This is a genomic window from Streptomyces sp. NPDC002206 (genome assembly GCF_053593595.1).
In genome coordinates, this window is record NZ_JBSFCW010000008.1 from 224,637 (window position 1) to 240,046 (window position 15,410).

Genomic DNA, 15,410 nt, shown 5'->3' on the forward strand with positions numbered 1-15,410 from the left:
ACAGCCGGTCCCTGCCTGGTCGGCGAGACCGGCCGCTCATGTGACACCCGAACTGTTCTCCATAGGCCTCAGAGCGTGATCGGTCCGGGCCCTTTGCGCTGGGGCCCCGGCAGGATCCGAACCTGCGACATCCGCTTTAGGAGCGAGGTGGGGTGAGTTGGGGGCTGACCTGCGAGATATCGACTGCGGCGGCTGCTGGTTGTCGCCTCCGCCAGCAGCCGCAGTTCCCCGTGAGTCCCCGCCCGATCTGGCGCGGTTGTGGCACGGGGAACTTCTGATCCGTAGCTCGATAGAGATCGGCCATTAAAGGTCATACAGGTTGCCTGGAGGCCCATGGGAGTCAGCGTTGGGCGCTGCGATCGCTGGGGGTTGCTGTAATCCGCTGCTGTACGGCAATCAGCGTTACAAGCCGACGACCACGGGGCCCGTTCAGTCCAAGAAGGAAGTAGGGCCAGAACGGGATGGAGGCGTACTGGTGGTTTCAGGGAGTCGGCACGGGACGACCGAACTCGTGGTGTTTCGCAACCGTCACCCCGCGATCCAGACTCCGAACTCCGGCCACTCGCTGGTCGGCAGACCGGTTGTCCCCGCGCCGAAGCTCACCGCACCGGTCGTGGTCAGCCCAGAAGTACGTCCCTTGAGAGACCACACAGCGCCATCCATGTTGTTCTCTCCAGAGGCGCCGACGGCGAGGTCTGCCATGCCGTCACCGTTGGTGTCCGTCAGCGCCACGGCCTTCCCGAAATAGTCACCATCCTCTGCCGCGCCCGGGACCCCGGTAGATCCTTGGTTGTACGCGTATGCCGCGGTTGTGGCGAGACCACTGGCGGAGCCAGGAATTACTGTGACGGAGCCCGTGGCCTCCGCTGCGCCGATTGACTCGTACGGAGCGCCGACAACGAGGTCAGCCCTGCCGTCCCCATTGATGTCGTTGAGCGCCACCGCGTGCCCGAAGTTGTCGTTCGTTTCCGACGCGCCGGGAATTCCGTCGGTGTTCTGGGTGATGGTCACGATGGGACGCGAGGTGTCACGGCCGCTAGCCGAACCGTAGGTGAGTGAGACGTTGCCCCCCAGGCTCGTGCCCACCATCGACGACCGCTGATCCCACGGGTGGCCGGTCACGATGTCGGCGTACCCGTCGCCGTCCACATCTCCGACTGCTGCTGTCTGGCCGTGTGCCACATCGCCCGCGTACTGCGGCCGGGAGGAGCCGAGTCCGAGATACAGGGACTGCTTGTAGAGCTCCCTGCTGTCGCTGTCGTGGCCGCCCACCACGATGTCGTCGATGCCGTCAGCGTTGACGTCACCTGCGGCCAGCGAGATGACTTCGGTCAGAGATGTCGCGGGGAAACCCGTCCGTCCCCCGAGAGTGCTGCTTTTGGTGGTTCCGCCCTTGTAGAAGAAGACAGAGTTGTCCCAGTTCGAGCTGACCGCAACGTCGTCGTCGAAGCCGTCTCCATCGAAGTCACCACTGGTGAGGACTTGGCCGTAGCCTGTCACGTAGCCAAGCGGAGGGATCTCCAAAGCGGTGCCGCCGACCAGTCCCGCGCTGCTGCCCCACAGCACGGTGACCGCTCCGCTGTCTGAGCCTGCGGTGGTGTCTTCGAGGGGAGCTCCTACAGCGAGGTCTGCGTAGCCGTCATTGTTGAAATCACCGGACGCGGTGGCTTCACCGAAACGGTCAGCATCTTCGGATGCGCCGGGCACCCCGCTGGAGCTCTGCGAGACGACCTGGGTTCTGCTGCTCTGCAGGCCACTGGACGAGCCGTAGGTGATGACCACTGCTCCAGCCTGGTCATGACCTCCGACGACTGTGCCCGGTGCGGAGACCGCGAGATCGCGATAGCCATCACCGTTGAAGTCATCCGCGTATTTGGCGGACGCGGCGGTGGACGGCGCGGCTGTGGCCACCAGCAGGCCGCCAGTCAGCGCGGCGACCGATGCCGCGGCCAGGGCGGTGCGGAGGTTCTTATGCATCGACACTCTCCTGCAACATGCGGGATGCCAGGACGGCATCCCTCGTACCGGGGGGACCGGATCTCCCGTATTTGCCCGGAGTTGCCCATGGGGCCACGGGATGATCGGCGCCCCCAAGACCAACAAGCTGGTACAAGGGTTGTATGGGAATTCCAAAAAACTTGGGTAAGTGACCTAAGGCGCCGGAGCAGTCTTCTGCATACAGTGGCCGCTGCGCGGGCGTATGAGGTTTTGCGATCCACTGTGTTCCTGGTTGTGGGGGTCATAGCCATTGCGCGCGAGACCTCAACCTCAACCCACCACACTGCCCAGCTCCCATCCCGGAGTCTGAGCGCCCCCGCCGGAGGCATGCTTTGGCCGTGGCCGCGCTATGCGGTGATCGACTCACGGCCTCCGGACCTATCCAGATGTGGGCGCGCGTCGGCGCAGCGCGGGCGGAGCGGGCCGAAGGCAGGAGCGTCGCCCGCAGCGGAGCCGGGAAGCGCGCCCGGCGGAGCGGAGCGCAGCCGGGTGCCTTGATGAAGTAGAGAAACTCTTACCGCGCTACTGCCTGGGGGCCGTGAAGGTCTCAGCGTTCGTGGCGATGCACCGGGACAGGTCGTCCAAGGAGCACTCGATCCGGGCGTTCGCCTCGGGATCGAAGTCCGTGATCTCGGGAGCTGTAACGAGGTAGCCGGAGGGCATGAAACTCCAGCCTGACACCAGGCTCCATCCCGCTTGTACGTCGGCGTTGCATCCGTCTGTGGACGATACGCGGAGCCAGCCCGTGCACTCGTCGGAGAGGTCGTAGGGCAGGTAGGCAGTGCCTCCTGTCCCCTTCAGTCCATCGACCTGGCTCCTCCATTGTTCCAAGAAGCGTGCGAGGTTCCCCTTGAGATCCGGTGATGCTGTGGGGGAGTTGTCGATGTCGAGGTAGTACGAATCGCAGGTGTGGCGGTATGGCCCGAGACGCAAGCGAAGGTTGTCGTGAGCGTTCTTCTCTGTCAGAAGCTCGAAGTTGAGGGCTACGGGGGTCGTCATGCTGACCTGCCCAGCAGGTGCTTGCCGTCGTGGCTCCGTACGTGGGGGCCGGCCCCGTCCAGGGCATCGAGCAGGCGGATCGCGTGCGCTCGGCGCCGCCGGAGGGCTTGCAGCGGAAGACCAGGGTGACGATTCCGCGCGAGGAGTTCCTGTAGACCCCCGTGAGCTCGTCGACCTGGGAGCGCCACCGTGTATCCACCGCAGCCACCCGCAGAACGCCGGTGTCAGCCGGACAGCGCCGGACCCTCCCCACTGTGACCTGGGGCCGGTCCGGCGCTTATGCGTTCTCTACGCGCCCCTCGCTACGGTGCGGTGACCTGCTGAAAAGGCCCTCCCGAGGGAGGGCCTGGCTTGGTGCGGACTGTGTGCCCCCGGCAGGACTCGAACCTGCGGCCAAGCGCTTAGAAGGCGCTCTGTGGCTGCGTCGCGTCCTCCTCTTGACCTGTGGCTCTTTCTCAGCTGAGCGGCTTGCCGGTAGAACCTCGACACGGATTCGACACGCAGTGTCCTGGTGGCTCTGTACGGTGCCAACGACACACGCGCTAGGGACGAACTGTTGGGGGCGGGGCATGACGGCGTATCTGACTGAGGCTGATCCACGATGGGCTAAGCACTCTGGCGAAGCGGGGCACTACGGAGCCTCGGAATGGGGTCCGGAGGACTTGGAGCGCGCCGCGATGTTCTTGGCCGAACTCGCGCCGCAGGCCCGGTGGGTGTTCCAGTACCTGCTGCGCAACCCTGGCCGGAGGGTCCACTGCACGGAGCTGGTGGATAAGGCCCTGGGTGGGCCGAACGAGAGTGATCCGGCGCGGCGCGTGGCAGGGGTGCTGTCCGGGATGAGCAAGGGACACAGCAACAGTGAGCGGCGGCTTCCGTTCTACTGGTGGGAGGCTCCCGAGGGGAACGCGGGCGCAACGTACGCAGTCCGCCCCTCGGTGGCAGCGGTGTTCCTGGCCGCTCAGCTCGGCGCTGCGTGATCTGCACAGCCACAACTGATCACGGGCGGCCGTGACCTGCGGCCACGTACTGGATCAACGCTCTGACCTGCTGCCGAGCTGTCAGCACCTGTCGACGTTGGTCACCATTGAGCGCCCTTCCACGGCCCGAGGACGGCCCGGGAGGGCGCTCGTTCGTGAGCACCGAATTAGGAGTTCGATCAATGGCGCCTCGCGCGCCTCGGACGCCTGGGAAACAAGGGTGACTCAAACCGCTCGTAGCTGCGGCTTTCTGCCGCCGTTGATGTCAGATGTGGATGTCAGGCGCGGGCTTGATCCACGTACCCGTCAACTTTTCGCGCTTACAGCACGGTTGGCATGCCGGGCATGCCGCTGCGGCTGCTCAGCGTGATATCCGTCACTCAAAAAATGGTTGAAGGTGGGGCAACTATGCAGGCATGTCCCGCTTTGCGGTAGATGGCTCGACCTCTCCCTCGGCCCGAGTTACGGCGTGGCTTCTTACGGCAACTGCGCGTGACAGTACGATTTGTCGGGCGTCGCGTGTAGATCACGTGAAGCTTTCATGGGGAATGCGGGCGGGGGTGATCTGGTCGACCGGTTGGTACGACCGTGATCTTCGCCGTCCGCAATGGAGTAAGAGGGGACATCATGTACGGACTTGCGGGTATCGGTCTGTCCACCGTTGTGTACGGGGTGCCCTGTACGTCGCTCTGACGCGCTGCACTCAGTCACTCCGGATCGTCCACCATGCCGCGCTGCCCACGCCCTTGACCGGGGGCGAATCACTCTCACCGTCGACCAACACAGCCCCTGTGCCTGAGGAGACGACTCCCGCCGTGATCTCGGAACCGGCCACCGTACCCATTTCCGAGACCCCGCCGATTCCATCTCAGAACGACTCCACAGGAAGCACCCATGGGGAAGCATCGAAGATCGAGCCTGAGGCCCGCCGAGATCCGCAACGTGATCGCCCTGATACCGGCCCACAACGAGGCCGACGCCATCGCGGACTCCATCCAGGGGCTGTACGGGCAGATCGTGCCCCCGCGGCGGGTCATCGTGGTCGCGGATAACTGCACCGACACCACCGTGGCCATCGCGGACTCCCTGGGGGCCGAGGTCTTCGAGACCCAGGGCAACCGGCACAAGAAAGCCGGAGGGCTGAACCAGGCCCTGGCCCGCCTGCTGCCCTATCTGCACGACGACGACGTGGTCCTCGTGACGGACGCGGACAGCGCCCTGGACCCCGGCTTCGTGGCCTGTGGGGTGGAGCACCTCGCGAAGGGCTACGGGGGAGTGGGCGGCACCTTCCGGGGAGGACCCGGCGGGGGCTTCGTGGGCCACCTCCAGCGCAACGAGTACGCCCGCTACTCGCGGGATGTGAAGCGCCTGGGCGGCAAGTGCCTGGTGCTCACCGGCACAGCGGCCATGTTCCGGGTGCAGGTGCTGCGGCAGATCTCCCAGGCCCGTCTGGAGGGCCGTCTCCCGGCCGGGGACGGGCTCGGGGGCATCTACGACACCTCGGTGCTCACCGAGGACAACGAGCTGACCTTCGCGGTGCTGCACCTGGGCTATCGAGTGCTCTCGCCGGAGGGCTGCACGCTCACCACCGAGGTCATGCTGACCTGGAAGGCCCTGTGGGACCAGCGACTGCGCTGGAAGCGGGGAGCGGTGGAGAACTGCGTCCAGTACGGCCTGACGCGCATCACGTGGCGCTACTGGGGCCGTCAGCTCCTGAGCATGGTTGGCGTCCTCGTGACCGCCGTATACCTGGCGACCCTCGCCTACGCCCTGGCCTCGCACTCGTTCCACGTCAACGAGTTCTGGCTCTGGGTCTCGCTCGTCTTCGTGATCGAGCGGGTTGTGACCGTACGGGAGCTCGGCTGGAAGCGGATGCTCCTCGCCGCGTCCATGTACGAGCTGCTCTTCGACTTCCTGCTCCAGGCCTGCCACGCCAAGGCGTACCTGGACTCCGTGTTCCGCCGTGAGCGCGCCTGGTAGCAGGTCGCTTCAGAAACTGTCAGAGATCATTTGGGAGGGACCCTTGTACAACAACCCTGCAACAACTGTGGGCGGTGGGGCGTTGGCCTCTACCGGTATCGGACTGACGACCAGCGTGTGGCTGGGCCTGACGGCCTTCGCCCTGGTGGCCCTGGGAACCGCTGTGATGCGGATCGTTCCCCGGGGCCGGAGCCGCGCCTGATCGTGATCCGCAAGACGGCCGTGGTGGCCCTCCTGCTCCTGGGAGTGGCCACCCTGGCCGCCTGCCACGGCTCCGAGCACGCGCCGGACCCGAAGGACACGGTGGCCGTCCAGAGCCTGGAGGGGCGATGAACAGCCGAGCACTACCTGCAAGTCCGTTGGTGGCGGCGAGGGGTGCGCCCACGGCCGTTCACCTGCGTTCATGGGCGGACGAGTGCCGGGGCGGTCTCCGCCGATGATCCCGCCTGTACGGCGATGAACGTAGCTGAATGAGACGGAAACTGAGACGGCCTGGCACCGAGCCAGACCGTCTCTACCTGGTGCAACCTTCTGATCCGTAGCTCTATGCGGATCGGCCGGTGACGGTCATACCGGCCGTGTTATGGCCCCGGAAGGCGGCTACCGGACGGTGCCGGCTGCTGTGGTTGCTGTACTTCGCTGCTGTACCGCAGTCCCATCGTGCGCGCGGATGACATGGCTTTCGCGTTTCAGGTCCACGTTGGTCAGCGGCGGCGGCCGAGTGTAGGCAGCCCACCCTGCAACGTGTGGATGCTCTCCGACCTAGTTCGGTCATCCGCGCCACGAACGCGGTCTCCGGCAAGCCAGTTGTCAGCCTCCGCAGCAGCCTCTGCGCTTTGTTGCTGCTCTTGAGTAACCAGAACGGCGATTACTTCACGCATCCTTCGGATGAGCGTGGCTGCAACCTCCGGATAGCGGCTGCCGTCGATAAGCACCCCGTGATCCTGCTGGCGCGTGGTGATGAGCCTCCCCTGCTGCCCTTCTGGCTGGGCAATGCGTAGGCCCTTACCGTCCTCCAGCAGATCAATGATCAGCTCAAGGGCATCAATCTTCTTCGGCACCGCTACGTCGCGCTTTCGCCGTGCCCAACTCGTTGGCTCAAGCGAAGCACCGTTGAGCTTGCCGTTCTCGGCGAAGCACACCCAGACTTGCATTGACTTCCAACTAGCCAAGATCCTTCTCCCCCTCTTGGTCGAGCTCGTACGCGCTCGACCTGGGCACGCACCGCGCCCCCACCCGCTGCGGCGCCGGACCTGCGGCACCGTATGTGCCTATCGCGCTAAGGGACATCGTAGGAAGTGACAGAACTGCGCGTGTAGGTAAACCAGAGGACCAGTAGCCGAAGAAGTGACGCGCGGGGTCTCTGACCTGCATTCACATCTTCGATTAAGGCTGTGACCTGCTGCTGAGCTGTCGGCAGTTGTCAGCGTTGGTCATCGTTGAGCGCCCTCCCACGGCCCCGAGACGGCCCACGGAGGGCGCTCTATTGGTTCAGTTGATCACGTGGCGCCTTCGTAGCTATTGAGTTCCTTCTGGGCTTTGGCGACGAAGTGGCCCGTTGAGGTGCTGGCGGCCCCGCCTGCCGAGGCTGCTTCACCCCAGTGCGTGTTGCCTCTCACGACGTCGCGTACCTGATTCACCATCTCGGTATGGCTCGCTTCAAGGGCAGTCAACGTCTCGTCGAGAGTCGGGGCTTCCAAATCGGCCACGATGCGCGCAGTCTGCAGGACGGCCAAGCGTTGTTCCACAGCCGCCATGTGCTGGGCCACGGCTTCATCGTCTCGCGGGGTTTCCAGGGTGGCAGCAACGGTCTCCTTGCAAAAGTGCTGCAAGTCCCCGCACGCGCGTATGACGTCAGCGAACGCAGTACGTCGTGACTCCCTTCGCCATTGCAGGTGCTGGCCGCGCATCTGAGTCTTGGTCTGCCACTTTGACTGGTGGCCCGCCCAGACTGCGGCGAAGGTAGCCCCGATGGCGCCCACGCCTGCTCCGACTATGGCCGCGAGTGCCTCATCCATACCAGCATTGTGAGGGGGCGCGTGGTCGTTCGTAGCGCGTTTCGACCACTTCAGCACCACCCTCAACCCACCACTCACCTCAGCTCCCATCCCGTCCGCCTTCGACCCACACGTCGTGGAGCGGGCGTGGTTCATGGCGTCCAGGTGGAGCGCGCCACTGTACGAACGACTGTGAGGATTGGTCATGGCACCGCTCGGCGGCCTGACCCACCGAACGATTGACGCTTCGGGCTGTCCTTTCAAGGAATCGTCGGCGGTCTGGGCGGTGCCGCTATGCACGCGGCCGGTCGAGCGCCTGTGACCTCATAGGAGTCCGGCCAAAGGTCCCATCACAGTCTTGTCCTGACGCCCGACCGGCCCGTGTGATCCCTCGCGCATCGCACGGAAGGAAAGCAGTACCCACCATGGCAGATCAGATCGCGGTGGTCGGCGGCGTGGACACCCACACCGACTTCCACCAGGCAGCCGTGATTGACACCATTGGCCGGCACCTGGCCACCGCTCCGTTCCCCACCACCCCCGACGGCTACCGCCGCCTCCTGGAGTGGATGCGCTTGCACGGTGACGTGCTCGCCGTCGGGGTTGAGGGGACCGGTGCCTACGCTCACCGCCCCGTTCTTCGGCCCAGTCCACAACCGTCCCGACTCCGGCCGCTGCCGCTGCGGCACCGTCCACGGCCCTGACGACGATGCCCTCGGCACCCCGCTCGACCCCGACTCGTACGACTACGCGGGCGCGGTCCTCTTCAACAACCACGCCGGGGACCTGTGGCAGCGCTTCACCAACCGCCTCCGCCGCGAGATCGCCGCCCGCGCCGGCCTCACCCAACGCGAACTCAAAGAAACGGCACGGGTTTCGTACGGCAAGGTCGCCGAGTTCCAAAAGCGCGGGGCCGTCCACTTCCATGCCGTCGTACGCCTCGACGGCCCGGACGGCCCGGACGGCCCCGACAGCCCACCGCCCTCCTGGGCCTCCGTGCAGCTGCTCACCGACGCCATCCGCGCCGCTGTTGCCCACTCGTACACGACCATCACCGTCCCGGCCGCCGCCGGCCAACCCGCCCGCCCGCTCCGCTGGGGCACCCAGCTCGACATCCGCCCCATCCGCGCCTTCGACGCCGGGACCGACATCACCGAACAGGCCGTCGCCTCCTACGTCGCCAAGTACGCAACCAAGGCCGCCGAGACGACAGGCATCATCGACCGCCGCATAGGCAACCGCGAGGCCCTGGTCCTCCTCGACGTACCCGACCACCCACGCCGACTCATCGAAGCCTGCTTCGACCTCGATCCGCTCTACCCGGACCGGCGGCTACGGGCCTGGGCACACATGCTCGGCTTCCGCGGCCACTTCTCCTCCAAGTCCCGCCGCTACTCCACCACCCTCGGCGCCCTCCGCCAGATCCGCGCCGACTACCGCGCCGCCCAGCAACGCGAAGAACTCGGCCTGCCCGACCCGGACCAGGACCCGACCGTCCTCGTCCTCACCGACTGGCAGTACGCCGGACAAGGCCACAGCCCCGGCGAATCCGTCCTCGCCGCCTCGATCGCCAGAGACCTGCAACTCAACCGAGAAACCGCCCGCGAAGCACTGCTGACAGAGGAGGGGATGTGAGGTGACGGCGACCCTTCGCACGCGAGGAATGCTGACCCTCGCTGAGGTCTGCGAGGAACTTCAGATCTCGCGCTCGACCTTCTACGACTGGCGACAGAAGCACCGTGCGCCGCGCTGTATCAAGCTCCCAAACGGTGACTTGCGTGTCCGTCGGGGCGATCTGGACAACTGGCTCGACGACCGCGAGGACGGTGCCTGATGGAGACCAGCTATGACGTCAGGATCTACAAGATCCTCACCTATAGAGGGAGCCGTAAGACCTCGTACACCGTGCGCTGGATGGTGGCGGGCAAACCGTTCCGAGAGCCCTTCGGGACCTCGGCCCTGGCAGACTCCTTCCGCTCCGAGCTGGTGTCTGCGGCCCGTCGTGGTGAGGCCTTCAGCCTGACTACTGGTCGGCCCATCTCCCACCAGTCCGGTGCCGGCGCCGTCAGCTGGTACGACTTCGCGATTCAGTTCACAGACGCTCAATGGCGACGGACCTCCGGCAACAACCGTAAGAACGTGGCCAAGGCACTCATGACGACGACGATCGCACTGTTGCGCGCACCGTTGTCGAGCAGGTTCGCGGCGATCGATGTCCGGACCGCCTTGCGGGAGTTTGCCTTCAATACTCGGCGTCGGAAGGAGGCTCCGCAGGAGGTGACGGCAATCCTGAGGTGGGTGGAGCGCAACACGTTGACGATGGCGGCCTGGGAGGATCCGCAACAGGTGGAAGAGGTGCTGCATGCCTTGGACTCCAGACTGGATGGCACAGCCGCTGCAGCCTCCTCGTCGAAGCGCCACCGCAGGATTCTGAACGTCGCCATGGAGTACGCGGTGAAGAACCGCGTTCTCCGTTCCAACCCTCTGCCGAAGGGGCGAGGGACCACCCCCAAGACCTCGTCCGCAGTGGACAAGCGGTCCCTCATCAACTCGACCCATGCCGCGGGCCTGCTCGGGTGGATATGGCGTCGTCCTCGTGGTGGCCGGCGGCTGCACGCATTCTTCGCCACCATCTACTACGCCGGCCCGCGGCCCGAAGAGGTCGTCGCCATGCGGGTCCTGGAGGCGCGGTTGCCGGGAGAGCACGACGATGACCAGTGGGGCGAGCTGCTCTTCCATACGGCTCAGCCGGAGGTCGGCAAGCAGTGGACCGACACCGGGGAGGTCCACGAAAAGCGCGGACTGAAGGGAAGGGCCACGGACGACACCCGCGTCGTGCCGTGTCGACCGGCACTCACGAAGATCCTTCGCGAACACATTGCGACGGAGAAACTCAAGCCTGGTGATCTGCTCTTCCCGGGGAGAACGGTGGCCTGCTCTCCGGGTCGGTCTTCCGGCGGGCCTGGCGGACCGCGCGCAAGGAAGTCCTCGCCCCGGAGGAGTTCGCCTCGCCGCTCGGCAAGCGGGTCTACGACCTGCGACACACCTGCCTGACGACATGGCTCAACAACGGGGTCCCGCCGGCACAGGTGGCCGAATGGGCGGGCAACAGTGTGCCGGTGCTGCTCGCCACATACGCCCGGTCCATCTCCGGACAGCTCAAGGATCACCAGAGGCGCATCGAGTCGAGCGGTGACCTCCCCGACCTGACGGCAGAGGGCTGAGCCCACCGGGAAAACTTCGACACGTATTCGACAGAGCCACCCGCAGAAACCCGGTGACAGCCGGACAGCGCCGGACCCTCCCCGCCGTGACCTGGGGTCGGTCCGGCGCTTATGCGTTCGCTACGCGGCCCTCGCTACGGTGCGGTGACCTGCTGAAAAGGCCCTCCCGAGGGAGGGCCTGGCGGGGTATGGACTGTGTGCCCCCGGCAGGACTCGAACCTGCGGCCAAGCGCTTAGAAGGCGCCTGCTCTATCCACTGAGCTACGGGGGCCGGGTGGTGGCCTCGGCGGCCTGGAGCCCTGGGACCGGGCCGGTCCGTGACCTTGCCGGGACAAGGATAGGGCTCCGATCGCCTCGACCTGGTTGCTTCACCTGCGTGGCACGATGTGGAGGTTCGGTGAAGCGAACCGATAATCGCAGGTGGGTGCGGATCTTGCACTGCTTTTGACGCCTGGCGCCCCGGGTGTTGTGCACTCGTTATGCCTGCGCCCCACTCGTCCCCTCTGTCCCGACGGCGTAACCGGCGCGCAGAGGCGGCTATACGCTTCAAAATGGCGCCAAAATTGGGCATTCTTCGCATGTGGTGACCATGGACGTACGGCCTCAGCTCATCGACGCACTTTCCGCCCTCCGCGACCGTGTCGCTGCCGTGCGTCTGCCACTCCCGCTTCCTGGGGCGGCACGTGCCCGTCAGACCAGGGTCGAGCTGCTCGCGCAGCTCGACGACTACCTGCTTCCCCGACTGAAGGATCCTGAAGCGCCGCTGCTCGCGGTCGTCGGTGGATCCACCGGGGCCGGGAAGTCGACGCTCGTCAACTCGCTCGTGGGGCGACGGGTCAGCGAGGCCGGGGTGCTGCGGCCCACCACCCGGACCCCCGTCCTTGTCTGCCATCCGGATGATCATCACTGGTTCGCGGGGGTACGCGTACTGCCGCAACTGACCCGGGTCTGGCGGCCCCCGGAGGAGTCCGCGGATCCCGGCCTCTGCGACGACCGCGACGGGCTCGGCGGGGGCGAGCAGGAGGACGGGACCGCGCTGCGGGTCGAGACCGCCGCGAGTCTGCCGCGCGGACTCGCGCTGCTCGACGCCCCGGACATCGACTCGCTCGTCGTACGGAACCGGGTGCTGGCAGCCGAACTCGTCTGCGCTGCCGACGTCTGGGTCATGGTCACCACCGCTTCCCGGTACGCCGACGCGGTGCCGTGGCAGATGCTGCGTACGGCAAAGGAGTACGACGCCTCCCTCGTCATCGTGCTCGACCGGGTGCCGCACCAGGTGATCGCCGAAGTGTCGCGGCAGTACGGAGCGCTGCTCACCAGGGCGGGTCTCGGTGAGGTGCCCCGCTTCACGATCCCGGAACTGCCCGAGTCGGCGGGCGGCGGCAGCGGGCTGCTGCCCACCACCGCGGTCGCACCGCTGCGCGCCTGGCTCGGCCACCGCGTGCACGATCCGGCGGCCCGTCAGCAGGCCGTGGGGCGTACGGCGACCGGGGTCATCGACTCGCTGGACGTACGCATGCCGGAACTGGCCGGGGCCGCCGCCGCGCAGTACGCGGCGGCCATGCGGCTCACCGGCGTGGTCGAGGACGCTTACCGGAAGGAGGGCGCCCGGGTGCAGCGGCGGCTGCAGAACGGCGGTGTGCTCGCCGGGGACGCCCGCACCCGGTGGCGCGGATACCCGCTCTACAGCTCCTCCGAGGAGCTTCTCGACGCACTGGTGGAGAGCTTGGCCGCGCTCCTGCAGTGCGCTGTCGCCGCAGCCGACGAGCAGATCCGCACGACCTGGCGGCACGAGCCGGCAGCCGGTGTGCTCAGGTCCGAGGCCGTCGGCCGGCAGGCCGGGGGCAGGGGGCCGGCCGAGGACATCCGGGGCCGGATCGCCATGGCCGTACGACGGTGGCGGCGGGTGCTGGAGGAGCTGGCCGAGGAAGAGGTGCGCCGGCTGGAACGCAACGCCGCGCCCGACGTCGAGACGGTGGCCGCACTGCTGGCCGCCGCTCTGCTCGGCGGACGCCGTGCCCGCAGCGCCGGGGAGCAGCTCGCCGAACGCATCGGCGTGCAGGGGGCGCTGCGACTGCGCGACAAGGGCGGCGCGCTGCTGACCGCCTATCTCGACCAGGTGCTGAACGGCGAGCGTGATCGGCGGCTCGCGCCGCTCGACGCGCTCGATGTGACCCCGGAGCCGCAGGCAGAACTGATTGCCGCGCTGTCCGTACTGCAGAAGGAGAGGTGGCAGCGTTGACTGTCGTCACTGACCAGGACCACAGCCAGGAGCAGGGCCGGGTGCGGGACACGGACCGGGAGCCGGGGCGGGGCCGGACTGCGGATGTCGTGATCCGCAACGCCCCCGAGCCCGTCGGGCGCTGGGACGACGGGCTCATTGCCCGGCGTGCCGCTGCCGCCTCCGTGAAATCCGGACCCGATCCCGATTCCGGCCGCGAGGCCGCCTCCGACGACGAACGGCCCCAGGTCGAGGCGTACGTACCGTCCGGCAGCCCGCTCGGGCCGCGGCTCGACGCGCTGCGTGAGCTCGTCGGCCTGTCCAGGGCTCGGCTCGACCGGGCCACCCTCGCCGAGGCGGGGCGCGTACTCGACGAGGCTGCCGCCCGGCAGCGGCTCTCCTCCCGGCACACCGTCGTCGCCATTGCCGGTGCGTCGGGCAGCGGCAAGTCGACCCTTTTCAATTCCCTCGCGGGCGCGCAGATCTCAGACACCGGGCTGCGACGGCCGACCACCGCCGCGCCCATCGCCTGCTCCTGGACCGACGGCGCCGCCGGGCTGCTGGACCGGCTCGCCATTCCCGGGCGGCTCAGGCGCAGGCCGTACCAGGGCGGTACGGAAGCGGACGAGGCGCTTCAGGGGCTCGTTCTCGTCGATCTGCCCGACCATGACTCGGCGGCGAGCGGGCACCGCGAGCAGGTGGACCGGGTGCTTGCGCTGGTCGATGCGGTGATCTGGGTCGTGGATCCGGAGAAGTACGCGGACGCGGCTCTGCACGAGCGCTATTTGCGGCCGCTGGCCGGGCACGCGGAGGTCACATTCGTCGTTCTGAACCAGGTGGACCGGCTGCCCGGCGACGCCGCCGACCAGGTCCTCGACGACCTGCGCCGGCTGCTCGACGAGGACGGCATGGCGCTCGGCGAACACGGCGAACCGGGCGCCACCGTGTTGTCCCTGTCGGCTCTCACCGGCGATGGGGTGGGCGAACTGCGCGAGTTGCTCGGCCGGTTCGTCCAGGAGCGCATGGCCGCGGCGCGCCGGCTCTCCGCCGATGTGGACGCCGTCGCGGCCAGACTGCGGCCGGCGTACGTCGCCGAGGGGCGGCCGGGGCTCGGGGAACGTGCCCGTGAGGAGTTCGCCGACCGGCTCGCCGAGGCCGTCGGCGCGGCCGCGGCAGGTCAGGCCGCCGAGCGCGAGTGGCGCAGGAACGCCGGGCGGGCCTGCGGGACGCCCTGGCTGCGGCTGTGGCGCTGGTACGAGTCCACCAGGCAGCCGCGAACCATGGACTGGGCAGCAGCGCTGCCCGCGCCGCCGGAGGAGCAGCTCACCGCTCGGCAGCGCGTCGAGCAGGCGGTACGCACGGTGGCGGACGCTGCCGCCGACGGGCTGCCCGGCCCCTGGGCGCAGGCGGTCCGCGAGGCCGCGACGAACGGGGCGGAGGGGTTGCCGGAGGTGCTGGACGAGCTGGGGAAGAAGAGCGGCACGGCGGCGGAGGGTCAGGGCAGGGCGGTGGGGGAGGGTGAGCGTGCAGGCGAGGATGCGGGGCGTGACGGGGCGCCCGTCGACGCCGACGGCGGGGCTGCGGTCGCTGCCGCGACGGCCGGTGGATCCGGTGGGGCACACAGCGGGCGGGTGGCCGGCAGGCCGCCGCGGCCCGCATGGTGGCCCGCCGCCGTACTGGCGCAGGTCTCCATGACGCTGCTGCAGATCTTCGGCGGCCTCTGGCTGATCGGCCAGATCGTCGGCCTGGTCGAACCGGGGCTGCTCACAGCCGCATCGGTGATGATGGCCGGGGTCGTCGGCGGGCCGCTGGTCGAGTGGTCGTGTGCGGCCGCCGCGCGTGGGCCCGCACGGCGGTACGGGCAGGAGGCCGAGCGGCGGCTCCGCGTGGCGGCGGCGGCCTGCGGCCGGGCGCGGGTACTCGATCCGGTGGCGGCCGAACTGGTGCGGTACCGCGAGGTGCGGGAGCGGTTCGTGGCGGTGACGGAGTTTTCCACAACCGGGCGGTAGTCCAC

Annotated in this window: 13 protein-coding genes, 2 tRNA genes and 2 pseudogenes; 10 read left to right on the forward strand and 7 right to left on the reverse strand. The window is 67.6% G+C overall.

Annotated features, from left to right (window positions below; genetic code table 11):
* Positions 1–528: 528 nt before the first annotated feature.
* From ACWCP8_RS18080 to ACWCP8_RS18095, 4 genes and pseudogenes are all read right to left on the reverse strand, one after another.
* Positions 529–1,977 carry an FG-GAP-like repeat-containing protein gene (locus ACWCP8_RS18080; protein WP_451116855.1) on the reverse strand — a complete coding sequence of 483 codons (1,449 nt, stop codon included), beginning with the start codon at positions 1,975–1,977 and terminating at the stop codon, positions 529–531.
* A gap of 543 nt (positions 1,978–2,520) precedes the next feature.
* Complete coding sequence (locus ACWCP8_RS18085) at positions 2,521–2,997, reverse strand: hypothetical protein (protein ID WP_352262283.1); 477 nt, start codon at positions 2,995–2,997, stop codon at positions 2,521–2,523.
* Positions 2,994–3,223 (reverse strand): annotated as a pseudogene (locus ACWCP8_RS18090) (NUDIX hydrolase); the annotation flags it as partial. The gene ACWCP8_RS18085 and the pseudogene ACWCP8_RS18090, both read right to left, overlap by 4 nt.
* 140 nt (positions 3,224–3,363) lie before the next feature.
* Positions 3,364–3,446, reverse strand: a tRNA-Ser gene (locus tag ACWCP8_RS18095).
* 213 nt (positions 3,447–3,659) lie between these two features.
* Here ACWCP8_RS18095 and ACWCP8_RS18100 point away from each other — a divergent pair.
* From ACWCP8_RS18100 to ACWCP8_RS18110, 3 genes are all read left to right on the forward strand, one after another.
* Positions 3,660–3,974: a DUF6416 domain-containing protein gene (locus ACWCP8_RS18100; RefSeq protein ID WP_352262281.1), complete on the forward strand. Its 315-nt coding sequence runs from the start codon at positions 3,660–3,662 to the stop codon at positions 3,972–3,974.
* 894 nt (positions 3,975–4,868) lie between these two features.
* Complete coding sequence (locus ACWCP8_RS18105) at positions 4,869–5,954, forward strand: glycosyltransferase (RefSeq protein ID WP_352262280.1); 1,086 nt, start codon at positions 4,869–4,871, stop codon at positions 5,952–5,954.
* Positions 5,955–6,158: 204 nt separating this feature from the next.
* Entirely contained in the window at positions 6,159–6,287 is a 129-nt protein-coding gene (locus ACWCP8_RS18110) for a hypothetical protein (RefSeq protein WP_356006891.1), read from the forward strand.
* Positions 6,288–6,658: 371 nt separating this feature from the next.
* Here ACWCP8_RS18110 and ACWCP8_RS18115 read toward each other — a convergent pair whose 3' ends face one another.
* Complete coding sequence (locus tag ACWCP8_RS18115) at positions 6,659–7,126, reverse strand: hypothetical protein (RefSeq protein WP_352262277.1); 468 nt, start codon at positions 7,124–7,126, stop codon at positions 6,659–6,661.
* Positions 7,127–7,453: 327 nt separating this feature from the next.
* Positions 7,454–7,972, reverse strand: coding sequence for a hypothetical protein (locus ACWCP8_RS18120; RefSeq protein WP_352262276.1), 519 nt, complete (start codon positions 7,970–7,972; stop codon positions 7,454–7,456).
* Between the two features lie 404 nt (positions 7,973–8,376).
* Between ACWCP8_RS18120 and ACWCP8_RS18125 the strand changes: the two genes are divergently transcribed.
* The 5 genes and pseudogenes from ACWCP8_RS18125 to ACWCP8_RS18145 all read left to right on the forward strand — a co-directional run bounded on the left by ACWCP8_RS18125 (position 8,377) and on the right by ACWCP8_RS18145 (position 11,175).
* Complete coding sequence (locus tag ACWCP8_RS18125) at positions 8,377–8,655, forward strand: IS110 family transposase (RefSeq protein WP_352262274.1); 279 nt, start codon at positions 8,377–8,379, stop codon at positions 8,653–8,655.
* Positions 8,573–9,586, forward strand: a pseudogene (locus ACWCP8_RS18130) (replication initiator); the annotation flags it as partial. The gene ACWCP8_RS18125 and the pseudogene ACWCP8_RS18130, both read left to right, overlap by 83 nt.
* Before the next feature lies 1 nt (position 9,587).
* Positions 9,588–9,785 carry a helix-turn-helix transcriptional regulator gene (locus ACWCP8_RS18135; RefSeq protein WP_352262272.1) on the forward strand — a complete coding sequence of 66 codons (198 nt, stop codon included), beginning with the start codon at positions 9,588–9,590 and terminating at the stop codon, positions 9,783–9,785.
* Entirely contained in the window at positions 9,785–11,005 is a 1,221-nt protein-coding gene (locus ACWCP8_RS18140; RefSeq protein ID WP_451116860.1) for a tyrosine-type recombinase/integrase, read from the forward strand. Before ACWCP8_RS18135 ends, ACWCP8_RS18140 begins: the two co-directional genes overlap by 1 nt.
* Before the next feature lie 65 nt (positions 11,006–11,070).
* Entirely contained in the window at positions 11,071–11,175 is a 105-nt protein-coding gene (locus tag ACWCP8_RS18145; protein ID WP_352262269.1) for an integrase, read from the forward strand.
* Between the two features lie 198 nt (positions 11,176–11,373).
* Here ACWCP8_RS18145 and ACWCP8_RS18150 read toward each other — a convergent pair.
* Positions 11,374–11,446 (reverse strand) — tRNA-Arg (locus ACWCP8_RS18150).
* Between the two features lie 318 nt (positions 11,447–11,764).
* Between ACWCP8_RS18150 and ACWCP8_RS18155 the strand changes: the two genes are divergently transcribed.
* Together ACWCP8_RS18155 and ACWCP8_RS18160 are read left to right on the forward strand one after the other, a co-directional pair.
* A complete protein-coding gene (locus ACWCP8_RS18155) occupies positions 11,765–13,417 on the forward strand; it encodes a dynamin family protein (protein ID WP_451116862.1) in 1,653 nt (550 codons plus the stop codon).
* The gene (locus ACWCP8_RS18160) at positions 13,414–15,405 is read left to right on the forward strand and encodes a GTPase (RefSeq protein WP_451116864.1); all 1,992 of its coding nucleotides are present in this window, start codon (positions 13,414–13,416) and stop codon (positions 15,403–15,405) included. Before ACWCP8_RS18155 ends, ACWCP8_RS18160 begins: the two co-directional genes overlap by 4 nt.
* The last annotated feature ends 5 nt before the right edge of the window (positions 15,406–15,410 follow it).

Coding starts and splice junctions, on each gene's coding strand:
- ACWCP8_RS18120 (WP_352262276.1), bottom strand. CDS start 7,972: ATGGATGAGGCACTCGCGGCCATAGTCGGAGCAGGCGTGGGCGCCATC.
- ACWCP8_RS18155 (WP_451116862.1), top strand. CDS start 11,765: ATGGACGTACGGCCTCAGCTCATCGACGCACTTTCCGCCCTCCGCGAC.
- ACWCP8_RS18140 (WP_451116860.1), top strand. CDS start 9,785: ATGGAGACCAGCTATGACGTCAGGATCTACAAGATCCTCACCTATAGA.
- ACWCP8_RS18125 (WP_352262274.1), top strand. CDS start 8,377: ATGGCAGATCAGATCGCGGTGGTCGGCGGCGTGGACACCCACACCGAC.
- ACWCP8_RS18085 (WP_352262283.1), bottom strand. CDS start 2,997: ATGACGACCCCCGTAGCCCTCAACTTCGAGCTTCTGACAGAGAAGAAC.
- ACWCP8_RS18105 (WP_352262280.1), top strand. CDS start 4,869: ATGGGGAAGCATCGAAGATCGAGCCTGAGGCCCGCCGAGATCCGCAAC.
- ACWCP8_RS18080 (WP_451116855.1), bottom strand. CDS start 1,977: ATGCATAAGAACCTCCGCACCGCCCTGGCCGCGGCATCGGTCGCCGCG.